The following is a 20,774-nucleotide window of genomic DNA, read 5'->3' as shown; positions in this document are numbered from 1 at the left end:
AAAGGGATGAGATTAATTTATGGAAGGTAGCAGAAAGATAAGCTTTAAAAAGAATCTAGACGTAGTTGTTGCGTTAGGTGTAATAGGCATAATATTAATGATAATAATACCTTTTCCAGCGGCTATGCTAGATATATTAATAGCACTTAACATAACAATATCAGTGGTTATAGCACTTATAACAATGTTTACTACTAATGTACTGCAATTATCGGTTTTTCCAACCTTATTGTTGGTTACAACACTATTTAGACTTGGACTTAACATCTCTTCCACAAGACTTGTACTAACTGGAGGATTTGCTGGTCATGTAATAGATTCCTTTGGTGAATTTGTTATTAGGGGGAACTATGTTGTTGGTATTATAATATTCTTAATCATAATGATTGTTCAGTTCGTAGTAATCACTAACGGTTCTGGAAGAGTATCAGAAGTATCAGCTAGGTTTACACTTGATGCATTGCCAGGTAAACAGATGAGTATAGACGCTGATCTTAATGCAGGACTTATAGATGAAATGGGTGCTAAGAAAAGAAGAGCAGACTTACAGGCAGAGGTTGACTTTTATGGATCCATGGATGGTGCTTCTAAGTTCGTTAAGGGAGATGCGATTGCTTCAATAGTTATAACTATGATAAACATCTTGGGTGGAATAATTATTGGTGTAGTTATGATGGGACTTCCTATAGGTGAAGCAGCGCAGAAGTTCGTTAGACTTTCTATAGGTGATGGTCTAGTGAGTCAGGTTCCTGCACTTTTGATATCAACTGCGGCAGGTATATTAGTAACTAGATCTGGTAATGCTGAAAACTTTGGTTCAGCGCTTTCAAGGCAGCTTACAGGTTTTCCTATAGTTTTAGGACTTGCTTCAGTACTGATGTTATTCTTAGCATTAATACCTGAGATGCCAAAGGTACCGTTTTTGATAATGGCTGTAGGCTTTGGAGCAGGAGCATATGCATTATATAAAGATGAGCAAGAAAAGATTGTACGAGATATTGTTCAAGAGGAAGAAGCTATTGCTGAAGTAGAGAGAAAAGAACCAGAGAATGTAATGACTCTTATACAGGTTGAACCTATGGAAGTAGAGATAGGATATGGCCTTATACCACTTGCTGATGAGAGCAACGGTGGAGACTTACTACAAAGAATCGCTTCGGTAAGAAGACAATGTGCTATAGAGATGGGAATAGTTGTTCAACCTATAAGAATTAGGGACAACCTTCAACTTAAAACAAATGAATATGTTATAAAGATTAGAGGAACAGTAGTAACAAGTTCAGAAATGATGCCAAACATGCTTTTATGTATGGATCCATCTGGTGAAAATGCAGATATACCAGGTATTAGAACAATAGAGCCAACCTTTGGACTTCCAGCTATGTGGATAAATAAGGATCAAAGAGAAGAAGCTGAAATCAAGGGGTTAACAGTTGTTGATCCAACTACTGTAATGGTTACTCATTTAACTGAAACAATAAAAGCTCATTCTTATGAATTATTAGGAAGACAAGAAGTTAAACTAATAGTGGATAATACTAAAGAAAAGTATAGTGCGGTTGTAGAGGAACTTATACCAGACTTAATAACCATAGGAGAACTACAAAAAGTATTACAAAGTTTATTAAGGGAGAAGGTTCCAATAAAGGATATGGTAACTATTATGGAATCTTTAGCAGATAACTCAAGAAATACGAAAGATATTGAGCTTCTCACTGAGTATGTTAGATTTGCATTATCAAGAACTATATGTAATCAGATAATTGATGAAAATAGAAGAGTATCTGTTGTAACATTGGATCCACAGATTGAAGAAGTGATAGTAAGTAATATTCAAAAGTCTATCAATGGTTCTTTCCCAGCGGTTGATCCAGATACTACTACTATAATATTTAACTCAATAAAAAATACTTTAGAGTCTGTTTACTTTTTCAATAATCAAGCAGTTATTTTAGTATCACCAAATGTGAGAGCTCCTTTCAGGAAGCTAATTGAGATGGTATTTCCTCATGTTATGGTAATATCTCTAAATGAGATTCCTAATGATGTAGAGATCAGAACTGAAGGAGTAGTGACGTTTTAATGATTATTAAAAGATACATGGTTAAAAATATGAACGAGGCAATGACAAGAATCAGATATGAGCTTGGAAAAGATGCCGTTATAATAAGCCAAAGAAAAGTTAAAAAACCTGGATTTATTGGCATCTTTTCACCTAGAATGATAGAAGTAACAGCTGCGGTAGAAAATGCCTCGAAAAAAGACGGAGCTGATAATAGGAAAAAAGAAGATACTTTAGAAGATTCTATAGAGAGCATAAAAAAGCTAATGAATGATCAGATATCTAGTACCAAAAGTGGTGCAAATTACAAAACAGATAAAGAAGATCATGGAAGTTCTATAGGCAGAGAAACCTCTAACAGAATGATTAATGAGACATTGAAGAATTCTTATTCCCAAAATAACACTCAAGATTATATAGTAAAAGAAATGAGAGAAATGAAAAGTTTAATCTCTAAGGTTATATCTGGTGAAGATGCTAAAGAAAAGCCCTATGAAAATATCCGAAAAAGCCTTATAAATAATGATATAGAAGAAAATTTAGCGGAAACTTTAATTAAAGATATACCTTTATCTGCAGAGCATGATGAAGATGCTTTAGAAAATGTTATAGAAAAAAGAATTAGAGTGGAAAATGTAGATTTAAAAGGACCGGTAGTATTAGTAGGGCCCACCGGTGTCGGTAAAACTACTACTATAGCAAAGCTCGCAGGTAGAATGGCATTAATCGAAAAGAAAAAAGTAGGACTTATAACAGTAGATACATATAGAATTGGTGCAGTAGATCAGTTAAAGACTTATGCGGAAATAATGAACTTAGAGTTCAAAGTAGTTATAACAATCAAAGAAATGGAAGAGGCAGTAAACTCCATGAAAGATTGTGATGTAATACTTATAGATACTACAGGAAGAAGTAGTAAGAACTCAATGCAGATATCTGAACTAAGAGCCTTTGTCCAAAAAGTTAATTCAGATAACATACATTTAGTTATAAGTGCAACAACAAAAAATCGTGATATAAAGTCAATTGTAGAGGGCTTTAAGATACTAAATTATAACCACGTGATAATAACTAAACTAGATGAGACTTCCGTATATGGATCCATCTTAAACATATTGCAACTGGCGGATAAACCAATAAGCTTTATGACAACCGGTCAAACAGTTCCAGATGACATAACTATTTTTACAAAAGAACAGATAGCTAAGCTCATTATGGGGGAGGATAATATATGTTAGATCAAGCTGAGAGCCTTAGAAAGCTTGCGCAGAGTAGCAATCCTTCTTTAATAAAAAAAGGAAAGATTATAACTATAACTTCAGGAAAAGGTGGGGTAGGAAAAAGCAACTTTGTAGTAAATCTAGGGATTCATTTGCAAAAGATGGGTAAAAAAGTATTAATCTTCGATGCTGACATAGGAATGGCAAATGATGATGTTTTAATGGGAATCTCTTCGAGGTATAATATATTTGATGTTATAAATAATAATAAAAACTTAAATGAAGTTTTAGCAACAGGACCATTCGGCATAAAGCTATTACCAGGAGGATCAGGGCTCAACAAGGTAGAAGATTTATCTGATAAAGAGAGGGAAGTGTTCTTAAGCAAAATTTCTGAGATAGAAGATTTCGATTATATATTTATGGATACTGGAGCAGGTATTAATAGAACTGTATTAGCATTTATATCTTGTTGTGATGAACTGATTGTTATAACTACACCAGAACCTACTTCTTTGACAGATGCTTATAGTCTTTTAAAAGCAACAAGCCATTTTAAGATAAAAGATAGAGCAAATGTAGTAGTAAATAAAGCTCTTTCATATAAAGAAGGTGAAGAAACGTTTTCTAAGTTTGAAAACGTAGTAAATAAATTTCTAAATATGAATTTAAAATATTATGGCTGTGTGTTAGATGATAAGAAATTAGTTCAAGCTGTTAGAGAGCAGATGCCTTTTATAGTAAGATATCCAGCCTCAGATGCTGCAGAATGTATTCAAAATATAGGAAATCATTTACTCGGATCTGTTGAAAAAGAAAATGGAACTGGAGTTCAGGGATTGTTTAAAAAGATATTTAAGATATTTTCGTAGGAGTGAATTAGATGGGCAATTTAACTTTATTAGTAAACAACAGGCTGGATGTATTATTTGAAGAAAAAATATACAGATGTCAGATCCAAGACATAGGGGAAAATTTCTTTAACATAAATTTACCTGCAAGCGAGGGTCAATACCTAACTGTTCCAAGGGGATTAGATTTAGAATTTATGAGCTTTTGTGATGATGGAGATGTTTTTAAGTTTAAAGCTACTATAATTTCTAGATCACAAGAGAATAATATACCTATGTATGTTATGACTACTCCATATGACATAGTAAAAATACAAAGAAGAGATTATGTGAGAGTTAAAGTTGCTCAAATAATAAGTTATATTACTGGAGATTATACGGTAGGGGATATAGAAAAGCTTAAACTTAATACTGCGATATTACTAGATTTAAGCGGCGGTGGAATGAGAGTAAAACTTAAGGAAAAGCTATTAAAAGGTGATAGTATTATCTCTGAGCTTAAATATGGTAATCAACAAGCATTAGTAAAGGGAACTATCGTAAGGGTAGAGACTACTGAAGATAAACAATGGATTTATGGTGTGAATTTTGACAACATAGATGAAAGAACTAGAGATAAGATTATAAGAATGGTGTTTGATATAATGAGAAAACAAAGAGAATTACTCTAAGGGAGGAATTTATATGGCAGTACAAAGTGCTTTAGCGCATAGAGACAAAATAGTAGAAAAATACATACCATTGGTTAAATATATAGCATCTAGAGTTATTCTTGGAAAAAGTAAATATGTTGAGTACGATGATCTAGTAGGTTATGGTATGGTTGGTCTCATGGATGCAATGAAAAAGTTTGATGAGAGTAAAGGAATGAAATTTTCAACCTATGCTTCTATAAGAATAAAAGGTGCAATGATTGATGAAATAAGAAGAAATAGCCCTATTTCAAAGGGCGCTATGGATAAACTTAATAGATACAATGAAGTAATAGACTCTCTTCAAAAAAGCTTAGGTAAAGAACCAAGTAATGAGGAAATAGCTAAAGCACTTAATATGACATTAGAGGGTGTAGGTGAAATTGAAAACTACATAAACTACATATCCATAGTGTCATTGGAAAATATTGTATTTTCAGATGATGATGATATTTCGATCATGGGCATAATAGAAGATAAGAACAGTCCTAGTCCTGAAAAAACCTTAGAAGAAAAAGAAGAGGTTGAGATGTTAAGTAAGGCGTTAGGATTATTAAACGAAAAAGATGGAATAGTATTAAGCCTATATTATTATGAAGGACTTACACTTAAAGAGATAGGTAAGGTATTAGAAGTATCAGAATCAAGAGTATGTCAATTACATAGTAGAGCAATAAGAAATCTAAGAGCAGCAATGAAGAAGCTTCATTACATATAAAGAGGTAGTTAAAATGCCAGTTGTACTTATTATTATTGGAGTAATACTTATTATAATAAATTATAGAGCTTTAAAAAAAGAAGACGGTTCCTTTGAAAAAATCCTTGAAGAAAGAGGAGAAAGAGTAGAAGAACATGATATAGAAATCGCTAATCTAAGAAGAGAGTTCAGCGAAACTATATTAGAACTTCAGTTAGAAATAGAAAGACTTAAAGCTATTAAGAATAGTGAAGAACCTGACGATAATAAAAGTGGTACTATAGATTATCGTATAGATGATGAAGTATCATATGAAGAATCTGTTTCTACAACTAATAACTCAAATACAAATATGATTTCTGATAAAGCAAGATCAGTGAAGGAACTTTTAGATAAGGGCTTCACTGATGAGCAAATTTGTGAAGAACTTGCTGTTGGAAAGGGGGAAGTACTATTAATAAAAGGATTATACAAAAAGTAAGAGAAATATTTCTATTTCTAGCTGATAAAAAAATATTACTTGGAATTGGTATAGGAATTTTAATAGGTACTTTCTGCATGTTTGGTTATCAATATAATGTAAATATGTCAAGAGAAAGAATTGAAGAAAAGGCTAGAGGCTATGGAATGATATATGAGGATGAGAGTAAAGTAATATTTGATAAGGATGTGAAAAAGTGATTAGAGGTTTATACACAGCTGTAAATGCTATGGTGACTTTAGAAGCGAAGCAAGATGTTATTACAAACAATATGGCTAATGCCAATACAAATGGATATAAGGCAGAAGATTTAAAAGTCAAGAAGTTTCAAGATGTGTTAATCCAAAACAAAGATAAAGTTGTCGGCGGTCAAAATGTTAAAAATACAATAGGAAGTTTGAGCCTTGGGGCAAGTATTGATGGGACAGACGTAGAGTTTACTCAAGGTATACTTTCAAGCACTGATAAGGATACAGATATGGCCATCGATGGAAGAGGCTTTTTCACTGTAAAAAGAGGAGATAAAACATATTTTACAAGGGATGGTCAGTTTAGGGTTAACACAGCTGGAAATCTAGTAACTAGCGAAGGCGACAGTGTAATGGGCAGAAATATAAAGACTGGTGCCTCTGAGCCTATTTATGTTGGAAATGGTAAGTTCACTGTTGACAGCAGCAATAATGTCATTGTAAATAATGTACCTCAATATAAAATGCAGGTTGCTGATTTTAATGATTATAAGAGTTTAAAGAAACTTGGAGATAACCTCTATGAATCTGACGCCGCACCTAATTACAATGGACAAGTTTATGTAAAGCAAAAAACACTTGAAAAATCAAATGTCAACATAGTAAATGAGATGGTAAATATGATGACTGTCATGAGAAGCTTTGAAACAACTCAAAAAGTAGTGCAAACTATGGATGAGACTTTATCAAAAGCAGCTAATGAAATTGGATCAGTTAGATAATAGGAGGTAAGCATGTTTAGAGTTTTATGGAATGGGAAAAGCGCAATGCTTGCAAACCAAGAAAAGTTAGACTCAATATCTAATAACTTAGCAAATGTCGGCACTACAGGGTATAAAAGAGTAGATGTTGCCTTTAAGGATTTGATGCAGGAAAGTTTAGATAGACAAGGGTATTCTGTTAATGATAAAAGTTCTTATACTGGTACAGGTGTAAGAGCGTCCTCATGGGTTAGAGATAATACTCAAGGACAGTTACAGGAAACAAAGAAGTCATCTAATTTAGCTTTAGACGGTGAAGGGTATTTTAGAGTTAAACAAGCAGATGGTTCTGTTGCTTATACTAGAGATGGATCATTTAAAGTTGACTCAAATGGAAATTTAGTTGACGCTAAAGGGAATTTTTTAGATGTTGAATATGCCGCTGGATATGATAAGGATAATATATCTTTACAGGATAAAATAAGTAGTGACAACTTTACAGTAGATAAACAAGGAAATATAACTTTAAAGGAAAGTAATAAGATTGTAGGACAAGTTCCTGTATACACTGCTATAGGAAACGACGCATTTACTTCCATAGGTGAGAGTTTATATGTTCCTAAGAATGGTGCTCAAATTGTAAAGAGCAATGATGTTGATGTCCTTCAAGGTTACGTGGAAAATGCAAATGTTGATATGGGTAAAGAGTTTGCAGATATGATAGTAACGCAAAGAGCATTCCAATTAGGATCAAAAGCAATAAATACTGCTGATGAGATGTGGGGAATGATAAATAACTTGAAATCAAGGTAAAGACTTGTCTTTTCCTTGATTTTTTTTTATTAGAGTTATTCGATATTATAACAAAAAAACAGCTAGAAATTCTAGCTGTTTTTTTGTTATAGATTTGATATTGCATTTGTTATAGGTGGAATAACTTGTTTCTTTCTTGAAAGAACACCAGGAAGATAAGCCGTGCTTTCACTTAAAGTTATTTTAAATGCTCTTTCAGCAATTTCAGGTAACTTCCCTGCAACTAAAAGTTGAGAACCTTCATTTATAATATCTGTTAAAAGAAGCATTACAACCTTTAGACCAGAGTCTTCAGCTTTTCTTTCCATGTATGCAAGCATTTCATCCTTTAATGGCATAAAGCCTTCTATATCCATTGTATTTACTTGTGCTACACCAACCTTTATTCCTTCTATTGTAAAAGGCTTAAAGTCTTGGTTGAATATTTGCTCAACTGTTTTTCCTTTTAAAGATGTACCTGCCTTAAACATCTCTTTTGCATAAGCTTCTACATCTATTCCAGCAATCTCAGCAAGCTTTAAGCAAATTTCTTTGTCTACTGGGGTACAAGTTGGTGATCTAAATAGTAGTGTATCAGAAATTATTGCACTAGCAAGTAATCCTGCAGCTTCTTTAGATGGAGTAAGTCCATTTTCAAAGAATCTCTTAGCTACTATAGTAGAGGTACTTCCAAGAGGTTCGTTTCTAAAGTAAATTGGATTTCCAGTTTGGATATCCGCAACCCTATGGTGATCTATTATTTCTAAGATCTCAGCATCTTCAAGACCATGAACAGATTGACCTCTTTCATTATGATCTACTTGAATTACCTTTTTCTTGTGGTTAGAAATCAAGTGGTATCTTGATATACTGCCTACAACTTTGTTTTCAGCATCTACTACTGGATAACTTCTGTATCTAGTTTCTGCCATAACGTGTTTTATATCATCAGCTAATTCATCAGTTGAAAATGAAACTAAGTTTTCTGTAGCCATAACATATTCAACAGGAATTGATTGAACTATAAATCTTGAAGCAGTAAAGGAATCATAAGGTGTAGATATTACTGTAACTCCATTAGCTTTAGCTTTTTCAAGAAACTCAGTATTCATCTTATGAGAACCAGTAATGATTATTAGTGAAGCTTTTATATCTATAAGTGCTTCTTGAGTTTCAGCTCTATCACCAACTATAGCGATATCTCCAGCTGAAACCACTTGTTTCATTGAATCAGGCTGCATAGCAGCTACAACAATTTTACCATGATATGTAGTATTATCAGGATTTATGTATAGTGCTTCACCAGAAAGTGCATCTAATATATTTTCGATAGGAGTATTGCTTTTTCCTAATATGCAATTATCCCATATGTCCATATAGCTTGAAGTTAAGTTTGCTGTTGAAAGAATTCCTATTAAATGCTTATGAGAATCTACAACAGGTATAGACTTAACATTATTATCCTTCATAATATGCCAAGCTTGCTTTAATGAAATCTCAGGCGTAACTGACTCGATTCTATCAAATTCTAAATCCTCTACCTTTAACTTAACTGTTTCTAGGAATTTAGGTTTTTCCACTCCAAAATAATTTAGTACAAATTGAGTTTCTTGGTTAGGTTCACCAAGTCTAACAGGTATAGCAGGAATGTCTCCGCTTTTGTTTTTAAATTCTGCGTATCCTATTGCAGCACATATTGAGTCTGAATCAGGATTTTTGTGACCAGTAACATATATAATGTCTTTCACTGAACGAATCCTCCTTTGTGATAATTTGTTATACTAATATATTCTAATAGTTAGGATGTAAATTGTAAAGATTGTTACTGTAAACTTACATAAAGATGTACCACTTCGATCATAAATCTATTTTTAAAACTCTCACGGTTTCTGGTGAGAGAATTTTAAAATACTAAATTTAATTATGAAGTGGTACATTCATATATAAACAATAATACAATGTTCTAACTAATAGCCTGTCTACATATATTATTATAGATGTTACAGAGAAAAGGGGGAACTAGAGTGATACAGGAAAAGGAACTTATAAGAGGGCTTTCTTCTTCAGAAGCAGAAAGAAGAACTAAGAATTTTGGCTTAAATGAGTTAAGTCATAAAAAAAGCATCTCTCCTGTGATATTATTCCTATCCCAATTCAATGATTTTATGGTTTGGGTTCTTATGGGAGCGACAATTGTATCAGGATTGATGGGAGAAAAGGCAGATGCAATCACTATTTTAATAATTGTGATAATAAATGCCATATTGGGATTTGTTCAGGAGTTTAGAACAGAAAAGTCTTTAGAAGCGCTTAAATCTTTAGCTGCACCTACGTGTAAGGCGTATAGAGATGGAAATATAAAAGTTATTAACGCCAAATTTCTTACCCTTGGAGATATTGTAGTATTGGAATCAGGTGATAGGGTTCCAGCTGATGGCGAAGTAATAGAAAGTACAGGTTTGATGGTGGACGAGTCTCTTCTTACAGGAGAATCAGTAGGAGTAAACAAAAGTGTAAATAAAAAAGATTGCAATCTTTATATGGGTACTAGCGTATTAAAAGGAAAAGCTTTTATTAAGGTAACTCAAATTGGCATGAATACTGAGATGGGGAAGATAGCTAATCTTCTTCAAAACATTGAGGAAGAAAAATCGCCTTTAAAAGAACGATTAGAATCACTTGGAAGGGTATTAGTTATTTTATGTCTTGTAATATGTGCAGTAGTTACTGTAATGGGGATAATAAGAGGAAATGACTTAACTGAAATGTTCCTACTGGGAATAAGCTTAGCGGTAGCTGCTATACCAGAAGGTCTGCCAGCTATTGTAACAGTTGCTCTTGCTTTAGGCGTATCTAGAATGCTAAAGAGAAATGCTTTAGTTAGAAAACTACCAGCAGTAGAAACTTTAGGATGCACGTCTATAATATGTAGCGATAAAACAGGTACTTTGACTCAAAATAACATGACTGTAAAAGAAGTATATATGAATGGAAAGATATATAATTTAAATGAGGAAAAACTTTCTCCAAATCCAATGCTCACTAGAGCTTTTGTATTCTGCAATGATTGCAATTATAATTTTAGCGAGAAATATGTGGACAAAGCTCTTCATGGAGATCCAACAGAAACTGCACTTATAAAGCTTTATTTTAAAGAAATTGGAGCTTTAAAAGGATTTTTAGCGGGTGGACATAGGGTGTTTGATATTCCATTTGATTCTACTAGAAAAATGATGAGCGTAATAATGAAGGAAAATGGAAAAGAAGTATGTTATGTAAAAGGGGCACCTGAAAGATTATTAGAGAAATGTAATTATATATATGAAGATGGTAAGGTAAAGCCACTGACATATCAAAGGAAAAAGCAGATTGGAACTTTTGTTGACTCCATGTCCAATAAAGCCTTAAGATGCATTGGAGCTGCCTATAAAGATACCAATATTCAAAGAGATGACTCACTTGAAAGTAATCTAATATTCATAGGAATTGCGGGGATAATAGATCCTCCAAGACTAGAAGTAAAAGATGCTGTACTAAGATGTAGATTAGCTGGTATAAAGCCTGTTATGATAACTGGTGACCATCAGAACACAGCTTTTGCTATAGCAAAAGATCTTAATATATGTTCAACTCCAGATCAAGTAATTACTGGAGAAGATATTGAAAAAATGAGTGATAAAGAACTATATGAAAAGGTTCGGAAGATAAGAGTTTTTGCTAGAGTAAGTCCAAATCATAAATTAAGGATAGTGAGAGCATTCAAAAAAAATGGTAATATTGTAGCAATGACCGGAGATGGAGTAAACGACGCTCCTGCTATAAAAGAAGCAGATATAGGTATATCTATGGGTATATCAGGAACTGATGTTACAAAAGAAGCATCTTCTATGATATTAATGGATGATAATTTTGCGACCATTGTAGCTGCTGTAGAAGAGGGAAGAGTTATATACTCTAATATTAGAAAATTTATAAGATATCTATTGTCTTGTAATATAGGGGAAGTACTTACTATGCTTCTAGCATCAATTTTTTATCTTCCAACTCCACTTGCACCAATTCAGATATTGTTTGTAAACTTGGCTACAGATGGACTCCCAGCTATAGCATTAGGAGTTGATCCGGCAGATAAAGATATAATGAAGCAAAGGCCTAGAGAAAAAAATGAAAGTGTATTTTCAAGAGGACTTACTGAAAAGATAGTTGTTAGAGGAACACTTATTGGTATATGTACCTTGTTCTCATTTATGGTAGGTATATATTATGGATGGGATCTTAATACAAGCAGGACTCTAGCTTTATGTACTTTAGTGATGTCGCAGCTAATTCACGTTTTCGAGTGTAGATCAGAAAGGCATTCCATATTTGAAATAAAGTTTTTAACAAATCCATATTTGGTTGGAGCAGTAAGTATTTCAGTAACAATGCTGTTATCCATACTTTATATACCTTTCTTACAGAATATATTCCATACTACACCACTGATGCTAGGACAATGGCTTATAGTTCTGTTCTTCTCAGGAGTAATAGCATTTATAAACAGTGTTTACCTATATATAAAAGTAAAATAATGAGTTTTGGCTAGATAGAAAAACAAAAATTAGGTACCTCTCCAGTAAATACTATATGAGCAAGCAGTTAGAATTAAAGGATTTATGGAGATGAAATATCGTTAATAAACTGTATTGTCTGAACGAAGTGAGTTATACAGTTTTAGATATTTCATTGTAATAAATCATATTAATTCTTTGCGAAGCTCATCAACGTATTGGATGGAGAGGTGCCTAATTTTTAAAAGCAATAATAGCAAAAAAGAATTGCGAAAGTTCGCAATTCTTTTATTTTGTTCTAGTAACTTGTTGCTGTTTAGTTCTCTTTATTTGAGAGTGATCCACTGGGAATAAATCCTTCTTGGTAGTGAAGTTTATCACGTTCATTATCTGAATCAGATCACCGGATGATTTAGATTTTTTATCACTCTTTAAACCTTGAATCATAACATTATGACCTTGATTAACTGCTATAAATTCTGGTTTTTTGAACCATCTATTCTTTTTGTAAGAACATTTAATAACTGCCTTACTTCTTTCAGGTCTTATTATTAGGGTAGCTGCTATTGTATGAAATATCCAAAGAATAGTTTTTTCTTCAACCTTAGCTGATATAACTGTTCCTTGAAATTGAGCCATTCTATCACCATACTTTTTTATGTATGAGTCAGTATAATATTTTGATAGTTTTTCCTTAAAACCCATAGTTAAAACTCCTTTTCATATTCAAATATTATAAGTCCATTTTAGCGTTTTAACTTCAACAATTAACTAAAATCAGCTGATATTTTATTTTAAACTTAATTCAAGTTTCTAATATTATCAATCACTATATATCAAGGATTGAGGTTAATATAAAGGCAAAAAAACCAGTAATTAAACACTAATCTCAATAAATAGAATATCGTAAATATATAAAAGCATATGTATCGTTCAACTAATATTTATTTAGTTTACAAAAAAATAATCAATTTCACATAATGACAATTATATTTTTGAATAAAATAATTATATGAATTAGAAACTTATTAAATAAAAAACGTATCTGACTATAGTTAAGTTTTAGTATTAAAACCTATAAAACATAATAAACAACTAGTATTATAGCATACAATTGCTGTTAATAAAATAGCAAAGTAGAAAATCAACTTTATACTTTATTATAAGCAAAAACTTAACTAATAACCATAAATATAATTAACAACATTGTTACAATTTATTAATTGATATTATGTTGAATAAATATTACAATTATTATATGATATTTAATAACCCTTAAAAGGATAAGTGAAACTTAGAAAGAGGTAAAGCTATGGATAGTATACTTAAAAATAATGTGGATTTGATGATAAATAATTATATAAAAAGCAAAAATAAATTGAAGTATGATGGAGATCTATTAAATCATTTTGCAGCACTGATACTTACAAACTCAGCTAAAGAATTAAATTATGAAAAAATAAGAGCTATAAGAAAATTTATAAAAGATAGTACAAGTTGGTTTTCTACTTTTAGAGGAAATAATTTATACGTTATTTCAATATTATTATCTCTTGAAGCAGATTGGCAGCAAAGGTTTAGAAGAATACAACAATGGGAAGAACATTTAAAAGATAATGGTTTTGTTGAAAGTCCATATTTATCTATAGGTATATGGATTTTAACAGAAAATTTTAGGGATGAGGACATGTATACGGTGTCAGAAAAAATGAGAGAAATATTTTTATTGATGAAACAAGAATATTATAATGTAACTTCTTCAGATGACTATATTATATGTGCGATTTTGGTAACACAAGGGTTGAATAGTTATACATATATGGACATAACTAATAAAGCCTATGATAGGATAACTGAATATGATTTTACTACTAATAATGGTGCGCAAACTTTAGCTACAATATTGTGTACTAGTCCAGATAAATGGAATGATAATTTAGAAAAAGCTATTGATATATGTAGGCTAGTAAAGAGTAATGTTGGAAGTATACAGCCTCAATATGTAGGGGTTATAGGTGTTGCAGCTACAGTTATAAACGATGCTGATGACTTCATAAGAGAAGTATATAGTGTGGAAAAGTACTTGAATGGACTTGCTGATTATCAGTTTTTTATGGATAGAGGCTTTAAATTGATGATTTCTATGTTTATGGTTATACTTAGTAAGAAGAAGCTTAAAACTAATTATTTAAATTCAATAATGGCTCTCATAATAAATTACAGTTTAGTGAGTCAGCAGCAGGCAATGATATCTAGGGCAAACTAGTAGTAACATTGCGTTAGTAAAACATTAGTTTTAGAATATAATAAGATTAATATAATTTAGAAAGTATAAATTTATGAAGAAGTGGTATACAAAAAGTGTGCCACTTTAACAGGGAGTAATGATGAAAAGTAGTTTGAAAAATTATAGAGTAGTGTTTTTAACTATTCTCTTTTTAGAATGTTTTTTAATGAGTGGTGTTTACTTCTATAAACAGCTGAGCATACCAGTTTTAGCGTATATAATACCAACTGAAAGCCAAACTATAGTGATAAGTTCACTTTATATTATAAAACTCATACTACTTATCTTCGTAGTATTTAAGGTTAGAAGTACATATAAAATATTTATATTAATAAGTATAATAATAGGTGTTTCCACTATACTGTATGAGAAGATGAGTTTGATCTTCATTTTAGCTGAAGGAGTACTTTGCATAGTAAGTGTATTAAGTATATTATGCTCACCTGAAAGAATTAAAGTTCGTAAATAAAGGATTCCTATATCGAAACTTAAGTTATACTTGTTCCAAAATCCCGGCTTCTGGGGATTATGGGCACGTATAGCTTAATAGTTGAGTCAGGAATCCTATAAGGATTCCTATATCAAAACTTAAGTTATACTTGTTCGAAAATCATGATTTCTGTAGCATGTATAAACGAATGGTTGATTTAGGAAGTTTATAATTATTTAAGAATATAACATTTTTATATATGTAGACTAAAAATATATATAAGATTATAATAAGTATGTGTTTCAAGATTTACTTCAATATTATATTTGAGCTGTACTAAAATATACAACTTATAAAATAATTGTTGAAGTTAAAGTTATGTAAAAAACTACGAAACATATTTTTCTTTTTATATTATAAAAATTTATTAACACTGTTAATAAGTAGGAGGAAGAGATGAATAAAGAACAATTAGCTAGGATGATCGATCATACTTTACTTAAGCCAGAGGCTACAAAAGCTGGTGTTGAAAAACTTTGTAAGGAAGCACTTGAGTATAATTTTGCATCCGTATGTGTAAACCCTACCAATGTAGAATTAGCAGCAAAGTTACTAAGTGGAAGTGAAGTTAAGGTTTGTACTGTAATAGGATTCCCTTTAGGAGCTAATACCAAAGAGGTTAAAGCTTTTGAAACAAGTGATGCAATAATTAAAGGTGCAAACGAAGTAGATATGGTTATAAATATAGGTAAGTTAAAAGATAAAGACTATGATTATGTAAAAGAAGATATAAAAGCAGTTGTAGATGCAGCTAAAGGGAAAGCGCTTACAAAGGTTATAATAGAAACTTGTTTATTGACTGATGAAGAGAAAGTAATTGCTTGCAAACTTTCTAAGGAAGCTGGAGCAGATTTTGTTAAAACTTCAACAGGTTTCTCAACTGGTGGAGCAACAGAAGCTGATATTAAGCTAATGAGAGAAAGTGTTGGGCCAGAATTAGGTGTTAAGGCTTCCGGTGGAGTTAGAAGTCAAGAAGATGCTTTGAAAATGATTGAAAATGGTGCTACAAGAATTGGTGCATCAGCTTCTATAGAAATATGTGAAGGTAAAAAGTCTGACTCTACTTATTAAGATATAGCTACATATAGAGATGTGTAATTTTAGTCTTAAAGCTATTTTTAAAATTCTAATTAATTATAATCTGAGGATTAGAAAATAAATCTAATTATAAAATTTATTAAAAGGTATAGATTATGTGTAATAATCTATACCTTTTTCATATTTTGATGAAACTTGATGAAATATATTTAAAAATTTTATACCTAAAATTAAAAAAATAGAATATTAATATAGTAAATTACTTTATAGAGGAGGGAACTGCTCTAATAAATTGGGGAAAGATTAACTTTTGCAATTTTTGAGTGGGACGTTATGAAGAGAGAGTTAACTCCACAAGAGGTCGTTTATAATGTAGATTTTAATCGATTATCTAGAACAGAGGATAAGAAGTTTATACCAGAATATACTGAGGTCTATAAGAATATTGAAGCAGCTTTACAAATAGAGAAAGAGGGATTTAATGTTTATCTTATAGATCTATTTTCAAAAGAAAAACTTGAAAATATAATTAATTTTATTGAAGATAGCTTTAGCAGTAGGTCATGTCCAAAGGATATTTGTTATGTAACGCTAGAAGATCCTAGATATCCTGCTCCATTGTTTATTGCCAATGGTAAAGGAAAGAAATTCAAAGAGAGATTAGATGCAATCAAAGACTTTTATCTAGAGAAAATATTTAATTTTTATAACTCATCATCAAATAAAGAAAAAGAAGCAATAATAGAGGAAATACAGAGAAAGAGAACAGATTATATTGAAGAGCTTGTTCAAATGGCTAAGAATGAAGGATTTGATGTAAAAGCCACTACCAATGGATTTGCATTTATACCTCTAAAAGAGGGAGAAGCCATGACAGAAAAAGAGTATGATGGGTTAGAACAAAATTCAAAGGAACAAATTGTAACAAAGGCAAGTAAGCTTAAAACTGGAGCAGAAGATGTCTTGGAGCAGTTAAAAGATATTGAATTAAGCTCTATAGATAAGATAAAGAGGATATTTAAAAGTTATTTGGACGAACAGTCAAAAGATATAAAGGAAGATATATTTAAAGAGTTTATAGAAGAGAAGGAAGCTTTAGATTATTTAAATAATGTCTGTAGTCTAATAGAAGAGGAAACTATCGGAAATTACTCTATGAACTATGAAGAAGATATGGAGAAGATAGAGGAAATAGTAAATAGAAATAATATCAATCTTCTAGTTGATAATAAGGATGTAAGATATCCTAAAGTTATATTCGAAGAGGATCCAAGTGTAAATAATTTGATTGGAAGCATTGATTATGAAAATCATAATGGAGTTTATTCAACAGATGTATCACTTATCACAGCAGGTTCATTATTAAATGCTAATGAAGGGTGTTTAATAGTTAGGGCAAGTTCACTTATAAATAATGCTGGAAGTTATTATTATTTGAGAAAAACTCTTATGAGTAATAAAGTAAGCTATGATTATAATAGAGGCTATTTGGAGTTCCTAGCCCTAAATGGTATGAAGCCAATACCAATTGATATAAATTTGAAGATTATAATAATAGGGGATAGTGAGACCTATGATACTTTATACACTTATGATGAAGATTTTAAGAACCTCTTCAAAATAAAAGCTGAATATAATCCTTATGTAGTCATAAATGAAGAAGTGAAAAACTCTTTATCTAGCATGATAGATGAAATTAAAACAAAAAATAATTTGTTGAATATAAGTAGCGAAGCGGTTAATGAAATAGGGAAATTTCTATCAAGAAAAGCTCAAGATAAGCATAAGATATTTATCGATGATGAAGAGATAGGAAGAATACTTATATTAGCAAATAATATGGCAAAGAAAATTGATAAAAGAGTAATAGGACGTAAAGAGATACTTGAAGTAGCTTATAATGAACAACTGGTAGAAAAAGAAATAATTGAAATGTTTAAAGAAAGAAAGATGCTAATTGATGTAAAATCAAAGGTAATTGGAAGTATAAATGGTCTATCAGTTTTAGATACAGGCTATTACAGCTTTGGTAAGCCTACTAGAATAACTTGCATATGTTATAAGGGTGTAGGAAGAATTGTAGATGTGCATAGAGAAAGTAATCTAAGCGGTAATATACACGCAAAATCCATTGATATTTTAAGAGGTCTATTAAATAATCTTATAGATCCTTATTCTAGAATTCCTGTTGATTTTCATGTGAGCTTTGAACAGACTTATGGAATGCTTGAGGGAGACAGTGCATCTATAGCTGAGTTAGTGTGTATGATCTCAGCGGTTAGTAAGATACCTATAAAACAAAATATAGCTGTAACAGGCTCCTTAAACCAATTTGGAGAAGTACAGCCTATAGGTGGAGTTAATGAAAAGATAGAAGGATTTTATAAGGTCTGTAAAAATATTGATACGGTTTATGGCAAAGGTGTAATCATACCAGCATCTAATGTAAATGATATTATACTGAATAGTGAAGTGGAAAAATCTATAGAAAACGGTGAATTCCACCTTTATGCTATAAATGATATAAATGATGCTATTCAAATTCTTATGGCTGATGAGAATTGTACCTTAGAAGATATCTTGAGTTCAATAAAAAGTGAAATAGAATTGTATAATAAAGTAAAATAATGGTATATGTTACAGTGAGGAAGAGAGGTGAATTGCCTCTCTTTTTTACTGTAGACGAATAAAGCATGAACTCAAATCACTCATAAAGTAAAATCGAAAAAAACTTGCCTTATACGCAGAAAGATAATAATTATTTTTATAGTCCTTACTAGTGGTGGTAATAATGATGTTTATATTAAAAAATACCATAAAATAGAAATATATGATAAATATGTTTGACTTAGTACAAATTTTTATGATAGAATTATGGAAAAAGAAGGAAACTAAATTGGCAAAATAGCTAAGGAGGTGAATTACTCTATTTTAGAGTAATTTTTATGGATTTAAATTTTAAAAAAGTTGAAGATAATTTGATAGTGGCACTAACAGGTGAATTAGACCATCATAGTGCAGAGGAAATAAGAGTGAAAGTTGATGATAGAATTGATAGAGATGGAGTGAAAAGTCTTGTCTTTGATTTTTCTAGGGTAACTTTTATGGATAGTTCAGGAATAGGGATGGTTATAGGAAGATATAAAAGACTTTTAATGAGAAATGGTAAAGTAAGTGTAGTGGCAGCAAATAAGAATGTAAAGAGAGTATTTGAATTATCGGGTATGTTCAAAATTATTAATTCTTACGAAAGCATAGACGATGCTATTAAATGCATTTAACAAGGGGGAATTAACGTGGAAGGAAATAAAATGAAGATAGAATTTTTAAGTAAATCTCAAAATGAGGGTTTTGCAAGAGTTGCTGTAGCTGCCTTTATATCTCAACTTGACCCAACAATAGAAGAATTAAGTGATGTCAAAACTGCTGTATCAGAAGCTGTAACCAACTCAATAATTCATGGCTATGAAGAAAAGGAAGATGGAATAGTCAGTATAGAAACCATATTGGAGGGGAGTGAAGCTACCATCATAATTGAAGATACTGGAACTGGAATTAAAGACTTAAATGTAGCAATGCAGCCACTGTATACTTCTAGACCTGATTTAGAAAGATCAGGTATGGGATTTACTGTTATGGAGACTTTTATGGACTCTTTAGAGGTATTTAGCAATGGAGTAAAAGGAACTAAGATAGTAATGAAAAAGAAATTCAACTCTGTAGGTTAGGTGATAATCTATGGAATATAATAATTTTAAAAGAGAAGAGTTCAATTATGATGACAATGCAGAACTTATAAGGCAGGCAAAAAAAGGCAGTACAGAAGCAATGAATAGACTTATTGAGATTAATATGCCTTTAGTTTCATCTATTAGCAGAAAGTTTCTTAATAGAGGCTATGATTATGAAGACATATTTCAGATAGGATCTATAGGGCTTGTAAAGGCTATCAACAATTTTGATGATTCCTTCAATGTGAAATTCTCAACATATGCTGTACCGATGATTATGGGAGAGATAAAGAGATTTTTAAGAGATGATGGTTTTATAAAAGTATCTAGAAATACAAAAACCTTAGCAAGAAAACTTCACTTTAGTAGAGAAGAGCTTTCGAAAAAGTTGGACAGAGAGCCTACTATTGAAGAATTAGCAGAGTATTCAGGAGTAGACAAAGAAGAAATAGTGTTTGCTTTGGAATCAGCTAATAGTATGCAATATCTGTATGATACAATACATCAAGATGATGGATCACCAGTATTATTAATCGATAAGATAGCTGAAAATGGTGAAGAAGACGCAGAAATGGTAGACAGGTTAGCTTTAAAGGAAGCCTTAAAGAGTTTAGAGCCAAAATCAAGACAGATAATACTTCTTAGGTATTTTAAAGACAAGACTCAAATACAGGTAGCAAAGATGCTTGGGATTAGCCAAGTACAAGTTTCGAGGATTGAGAAGAAAGTACTTCAGCAAATGCGAAAAAAATTATCTGAATTTTAAAAAACGGATGGATAACCACCGTTTTTTTTTTGTTTAAATGCTTTCAAAGTACTATAAGGAAAATTGGCGGTTTTTATTTTTACATTTTTAGGAAACTAAATTTTGGTGCTTATAAATATTCTATAACTCCACAAAATATAGTTACAAATTTAAATATAGTGAAATTTT

19 protein-coding genes are annotated in these 20,774 nt (G+C 31.4%); 17 read left to right on the top strand and 2 right to left on the bottom strand.

Annotated elements, in window-relative coordinates:
• Positions 1 to 19 precede the first annotated feature (19 nt).
• From flhA to JHL18_RS20025, 9 genes are all read left to right on the top strand, one after another.
• Positions 20 to 2,083: a flagellar biosynthesis protein FlhA gene (flhA, locus tag JHL18_RS20065; RefSeq protein ID WP_200272546.1), complete on the top strand. Its 2,064-nt coding sequence runs from the start codon at positions 20 to 22 to the stop codon at positions 2,081 to 2,083.
• Positions 2,083 to 3,300 (top strand): flagellar biosynthesis GTPase FlhF, encoded by a 1,218-nt coding sequence (flhF, locus tag JHL18_RS20060; RefSeq protein WP_200272544.1) that lies wholly within the window; start codon positions 2,083 to 2,085, stop codon positions 3,298 to 3,300. Before flhA ends, flhF begins: the two co-directional genes overlap by 1 nt.
• Positions 3,294 to 4,154 carry a MinD/ParA family protein gene (locus JHL18_RS20055; protein ID WP_200272542.1) on the top strand — a complete coding sequence of 287 codons (861 nt, stop codon included), beginning with the start codon at positions 3,294 to 3,296 and terminating at the stop codon, positions 4,152 to 4,154. Before flhF ends, JHL18_RS20055 begins: the two co-directional genes overlap by 7 nt.
• Before the next feature lie 11 nt (positions 4,155 to 4,165).
• Entirely contained in the window at positions 4,166 to 4,804 is a 639-nt protein-coding gene (locus JHL18_RS20050) for a flagellar brake protein (RefSeq protein ID WP_200272540.1), read from the top strand.
• Positions 4,805 to 4,817: 13 nt separating this feature from the next.
• Positions 4,818 to 5,543, top strand: coding sequence for a FliA/WhiG family RNA polymerase sigma factor (locus JHL18_RS20045; RefSeq protein ID WP_200272538.1), 726 nt, complete (start codon positions 4,818 to 4,820; stop codon positions 5,541 to 5,543).
• 13 nt (positions 5,544 to 5,556) lie between these two features.
• Positions 5,557 to 6,003, top strand: coding sequence for a hypothetical protein (locus JHL18_RS20040; protein WP_200272536.1), 447 nt, complete (start codon positions 5,557 to 5,559; stop codon positions 6,001 to 6,003).
• A 77-nt stretch (positions 6,004 to 6,080) separates the two neighbouring features.
• Positions 6,081 to 6,203 carry a hypothetical protein gene (locus JHL18_RS26375; protein WP_274600980.1) on the top strand — a complete coding sequence of 41 codons (123 nt, stop codon included), beginning with the start codon at positions 6,081 to 6,083 and terminating at the stop codon, positions 6,201 to 6,203.
• Positions 6,200 to 6,973, top strand: coding sequence for a flagellar hook-basal body complex protein (locus tag JHL18_RS26510; RefSeq protein ID WP_200272534.1), 774 nt, complete (start codon positions 6,200 to 6,202; stop codon positions 6,971 to 6,973). Before JHL18_RS26375 ends, JHL18_RS26510 begins: the two co-directional genes overlap by 4 nt.
• Before the next feature lie 12 nt (positions 6,974 to 6,985).
• The gene (locus tag JHL18_RS20025) at positions 6,986 to 7,765 is read left to right on the top strand and encodes a flagellar hook-basal body complex protein (RefSeq protein WP_200272531.1); all 780 of its coding nucleotides are present in this window, start codon (positions 6,986 to 6,988) and stop codon (positions 7,763 to 7,765) included.
• Positions 7,766 to 7,851: 86 nt separating this feature from the next.
• On the opposite strand, the gene JHL18_RS20020 is transcribed toward JHL18_RS20025, so the two are convergent.
• Positions 7,852 to 9,492, bottom strand: coding sequence for a putative manganese-dependent inorganic diphosphatase (locus JHL18_RS20020; protein WP_200272529.1), 1,641 nt, complete (start codon positions 9,490 to 9,492; stop codon positions 7,852 to 7,854).
• A gap of 276 nt (positions 9,493 to 9,768) precedes the next feature.
• Here JHL18_RS20020 and JHL18_RS20015 point away from each other — a divergent pair, with 276 nt between their 5' ends.
• Entirely contained in the window at positions 9,769 to 12,315 is a 2,547-nt protein-coding gene (locus JHL18_RS20015) for a calcium-translocating P-type ATPase, SERCA-type (RefSeq protein ID WP_200272527.1), read from the top strand.
• 267 nt (positions 12,316 to 12,582) lie between these two features.
• Here the strand turns inward: JHL18_RS20015 and JHL18_RS20010 are convergent, their stop codons facing one another.
• Positions 12,583 to 12,999 (bottom strand): hypothetical protein, encoded by a 417-nt coding sequence (locus JHL18_RS20010; protein WP_200272525.1) that lies wholly within the window; start codon positions 12,997 to 12,999, stop codon positions 12,583 to 12,585.
• A gap of 607 nt (positions 13,000 to 13,606) precedes the next feature.
• Here JHL18_RS20010 and JHL18_RS20005 point away from each other — a divergent pair.
• The 7 genes from JHL18_RS20005 (at position 13,607) to sigF (ending at position 20,606) form a co-directional block, all read left to right on the top strand.
• A complete protein-coding gene (locus JHL18_RS20005) occupies positions 13,607 to 14,560 on the top strand; it encodes a DUF4003 family protein (protein WP_200272523.1) in 954 nt (317 codons plus the stop codon).
• Positions 14,561 to 14,681: 121 nt separating this feature from the next.
• Complete coding sequence (locus tag JHL18_RS20000; RefSeq protein WP_200272521.1) at positions 14,682 to 15,050, top strand: hypothetical protein; 369 nt, start codon at positions 14,682 to 14,684, stop codon at positions 15,048 to 15,050.
• A gap of 417 nt (positions 15,051 to 15,467) precedes the next feature.
• A complete protein-coding gene (gene deoC / locus JHL18_RS19995; protein WP_200272519.1) occupies positions 15,468 to 16,142 on the top strand; it encodes a deoxyribose-phosphate aldolase in 675 nt (224 codons plus the stop codon).
• A 300-nt stretch (positions 16,143 to 16,442) separates the two neighbouring features.
• Positions 16,443 to 18,737 (top strand): AAA family ATPase, encoded by a 2,295-nt coding sequence (locus JHL18_RS19990; protein ID WP_200272517.1) that lies wholly within the window; start codon positions 16,443 to 16,445, stop codon positions 18,735 to 18,737.
• 317 nt (positions 18,738 to 19,054) lie between these two features.
• Entirely contained in the window at positions 19,055 to 19,390 is a 336-nt protein-coding gene (gene spoIIAA, locus JHL18_RS19985; RefSeq protein WP_200272515.1) for an anti-sigma F factor antagonist, read from the top strand.
• A 30-nt stretch (positions 19,391 to 19,420) separates the two neighbouring features.
• Positions 19,421 to 19,837, top strand: a complete 417-nt coding sequence (gene spoIIAB, locus JHL18_RS19980) for an anti-sigma F factor (protein ID WP_200272735.1) — start codon at positions 19,421 to 19,423, stop codon at positions 19,835 to 19,837.
• A 10-nt stretch (positions 19,838 to 19,847) separates the two neighbouring features.
• Positions 19,848 to 20,606 (top strand): RNA polymerase sporulation sigma factor SigF, encoded by a 759-nt coding sequence (sigF, locus tag JHL18_RS19975; RefSeq protein WP_200272513.1) that lies wholly within the window; start codon positions 19,848 to 19,850, stop codon positions 20,604 to 20,606.
• Positions 20,607 to 20,774: the final 168 nt, after the last annotated feature.

This window comes from Clostridium yunnanense, assembly GCF_016595795.1.
Lineage (GTDB): Bacteria > Bacillota > Clostridia > Clostridiales > Clostridiaceae > Clostridium_AR > Clostridium_AR yunnanense.
Note: the sequence above shows the minus strand (reverse complement) of the source record. Positions and strands in the feature narration are given on the sequence as shown.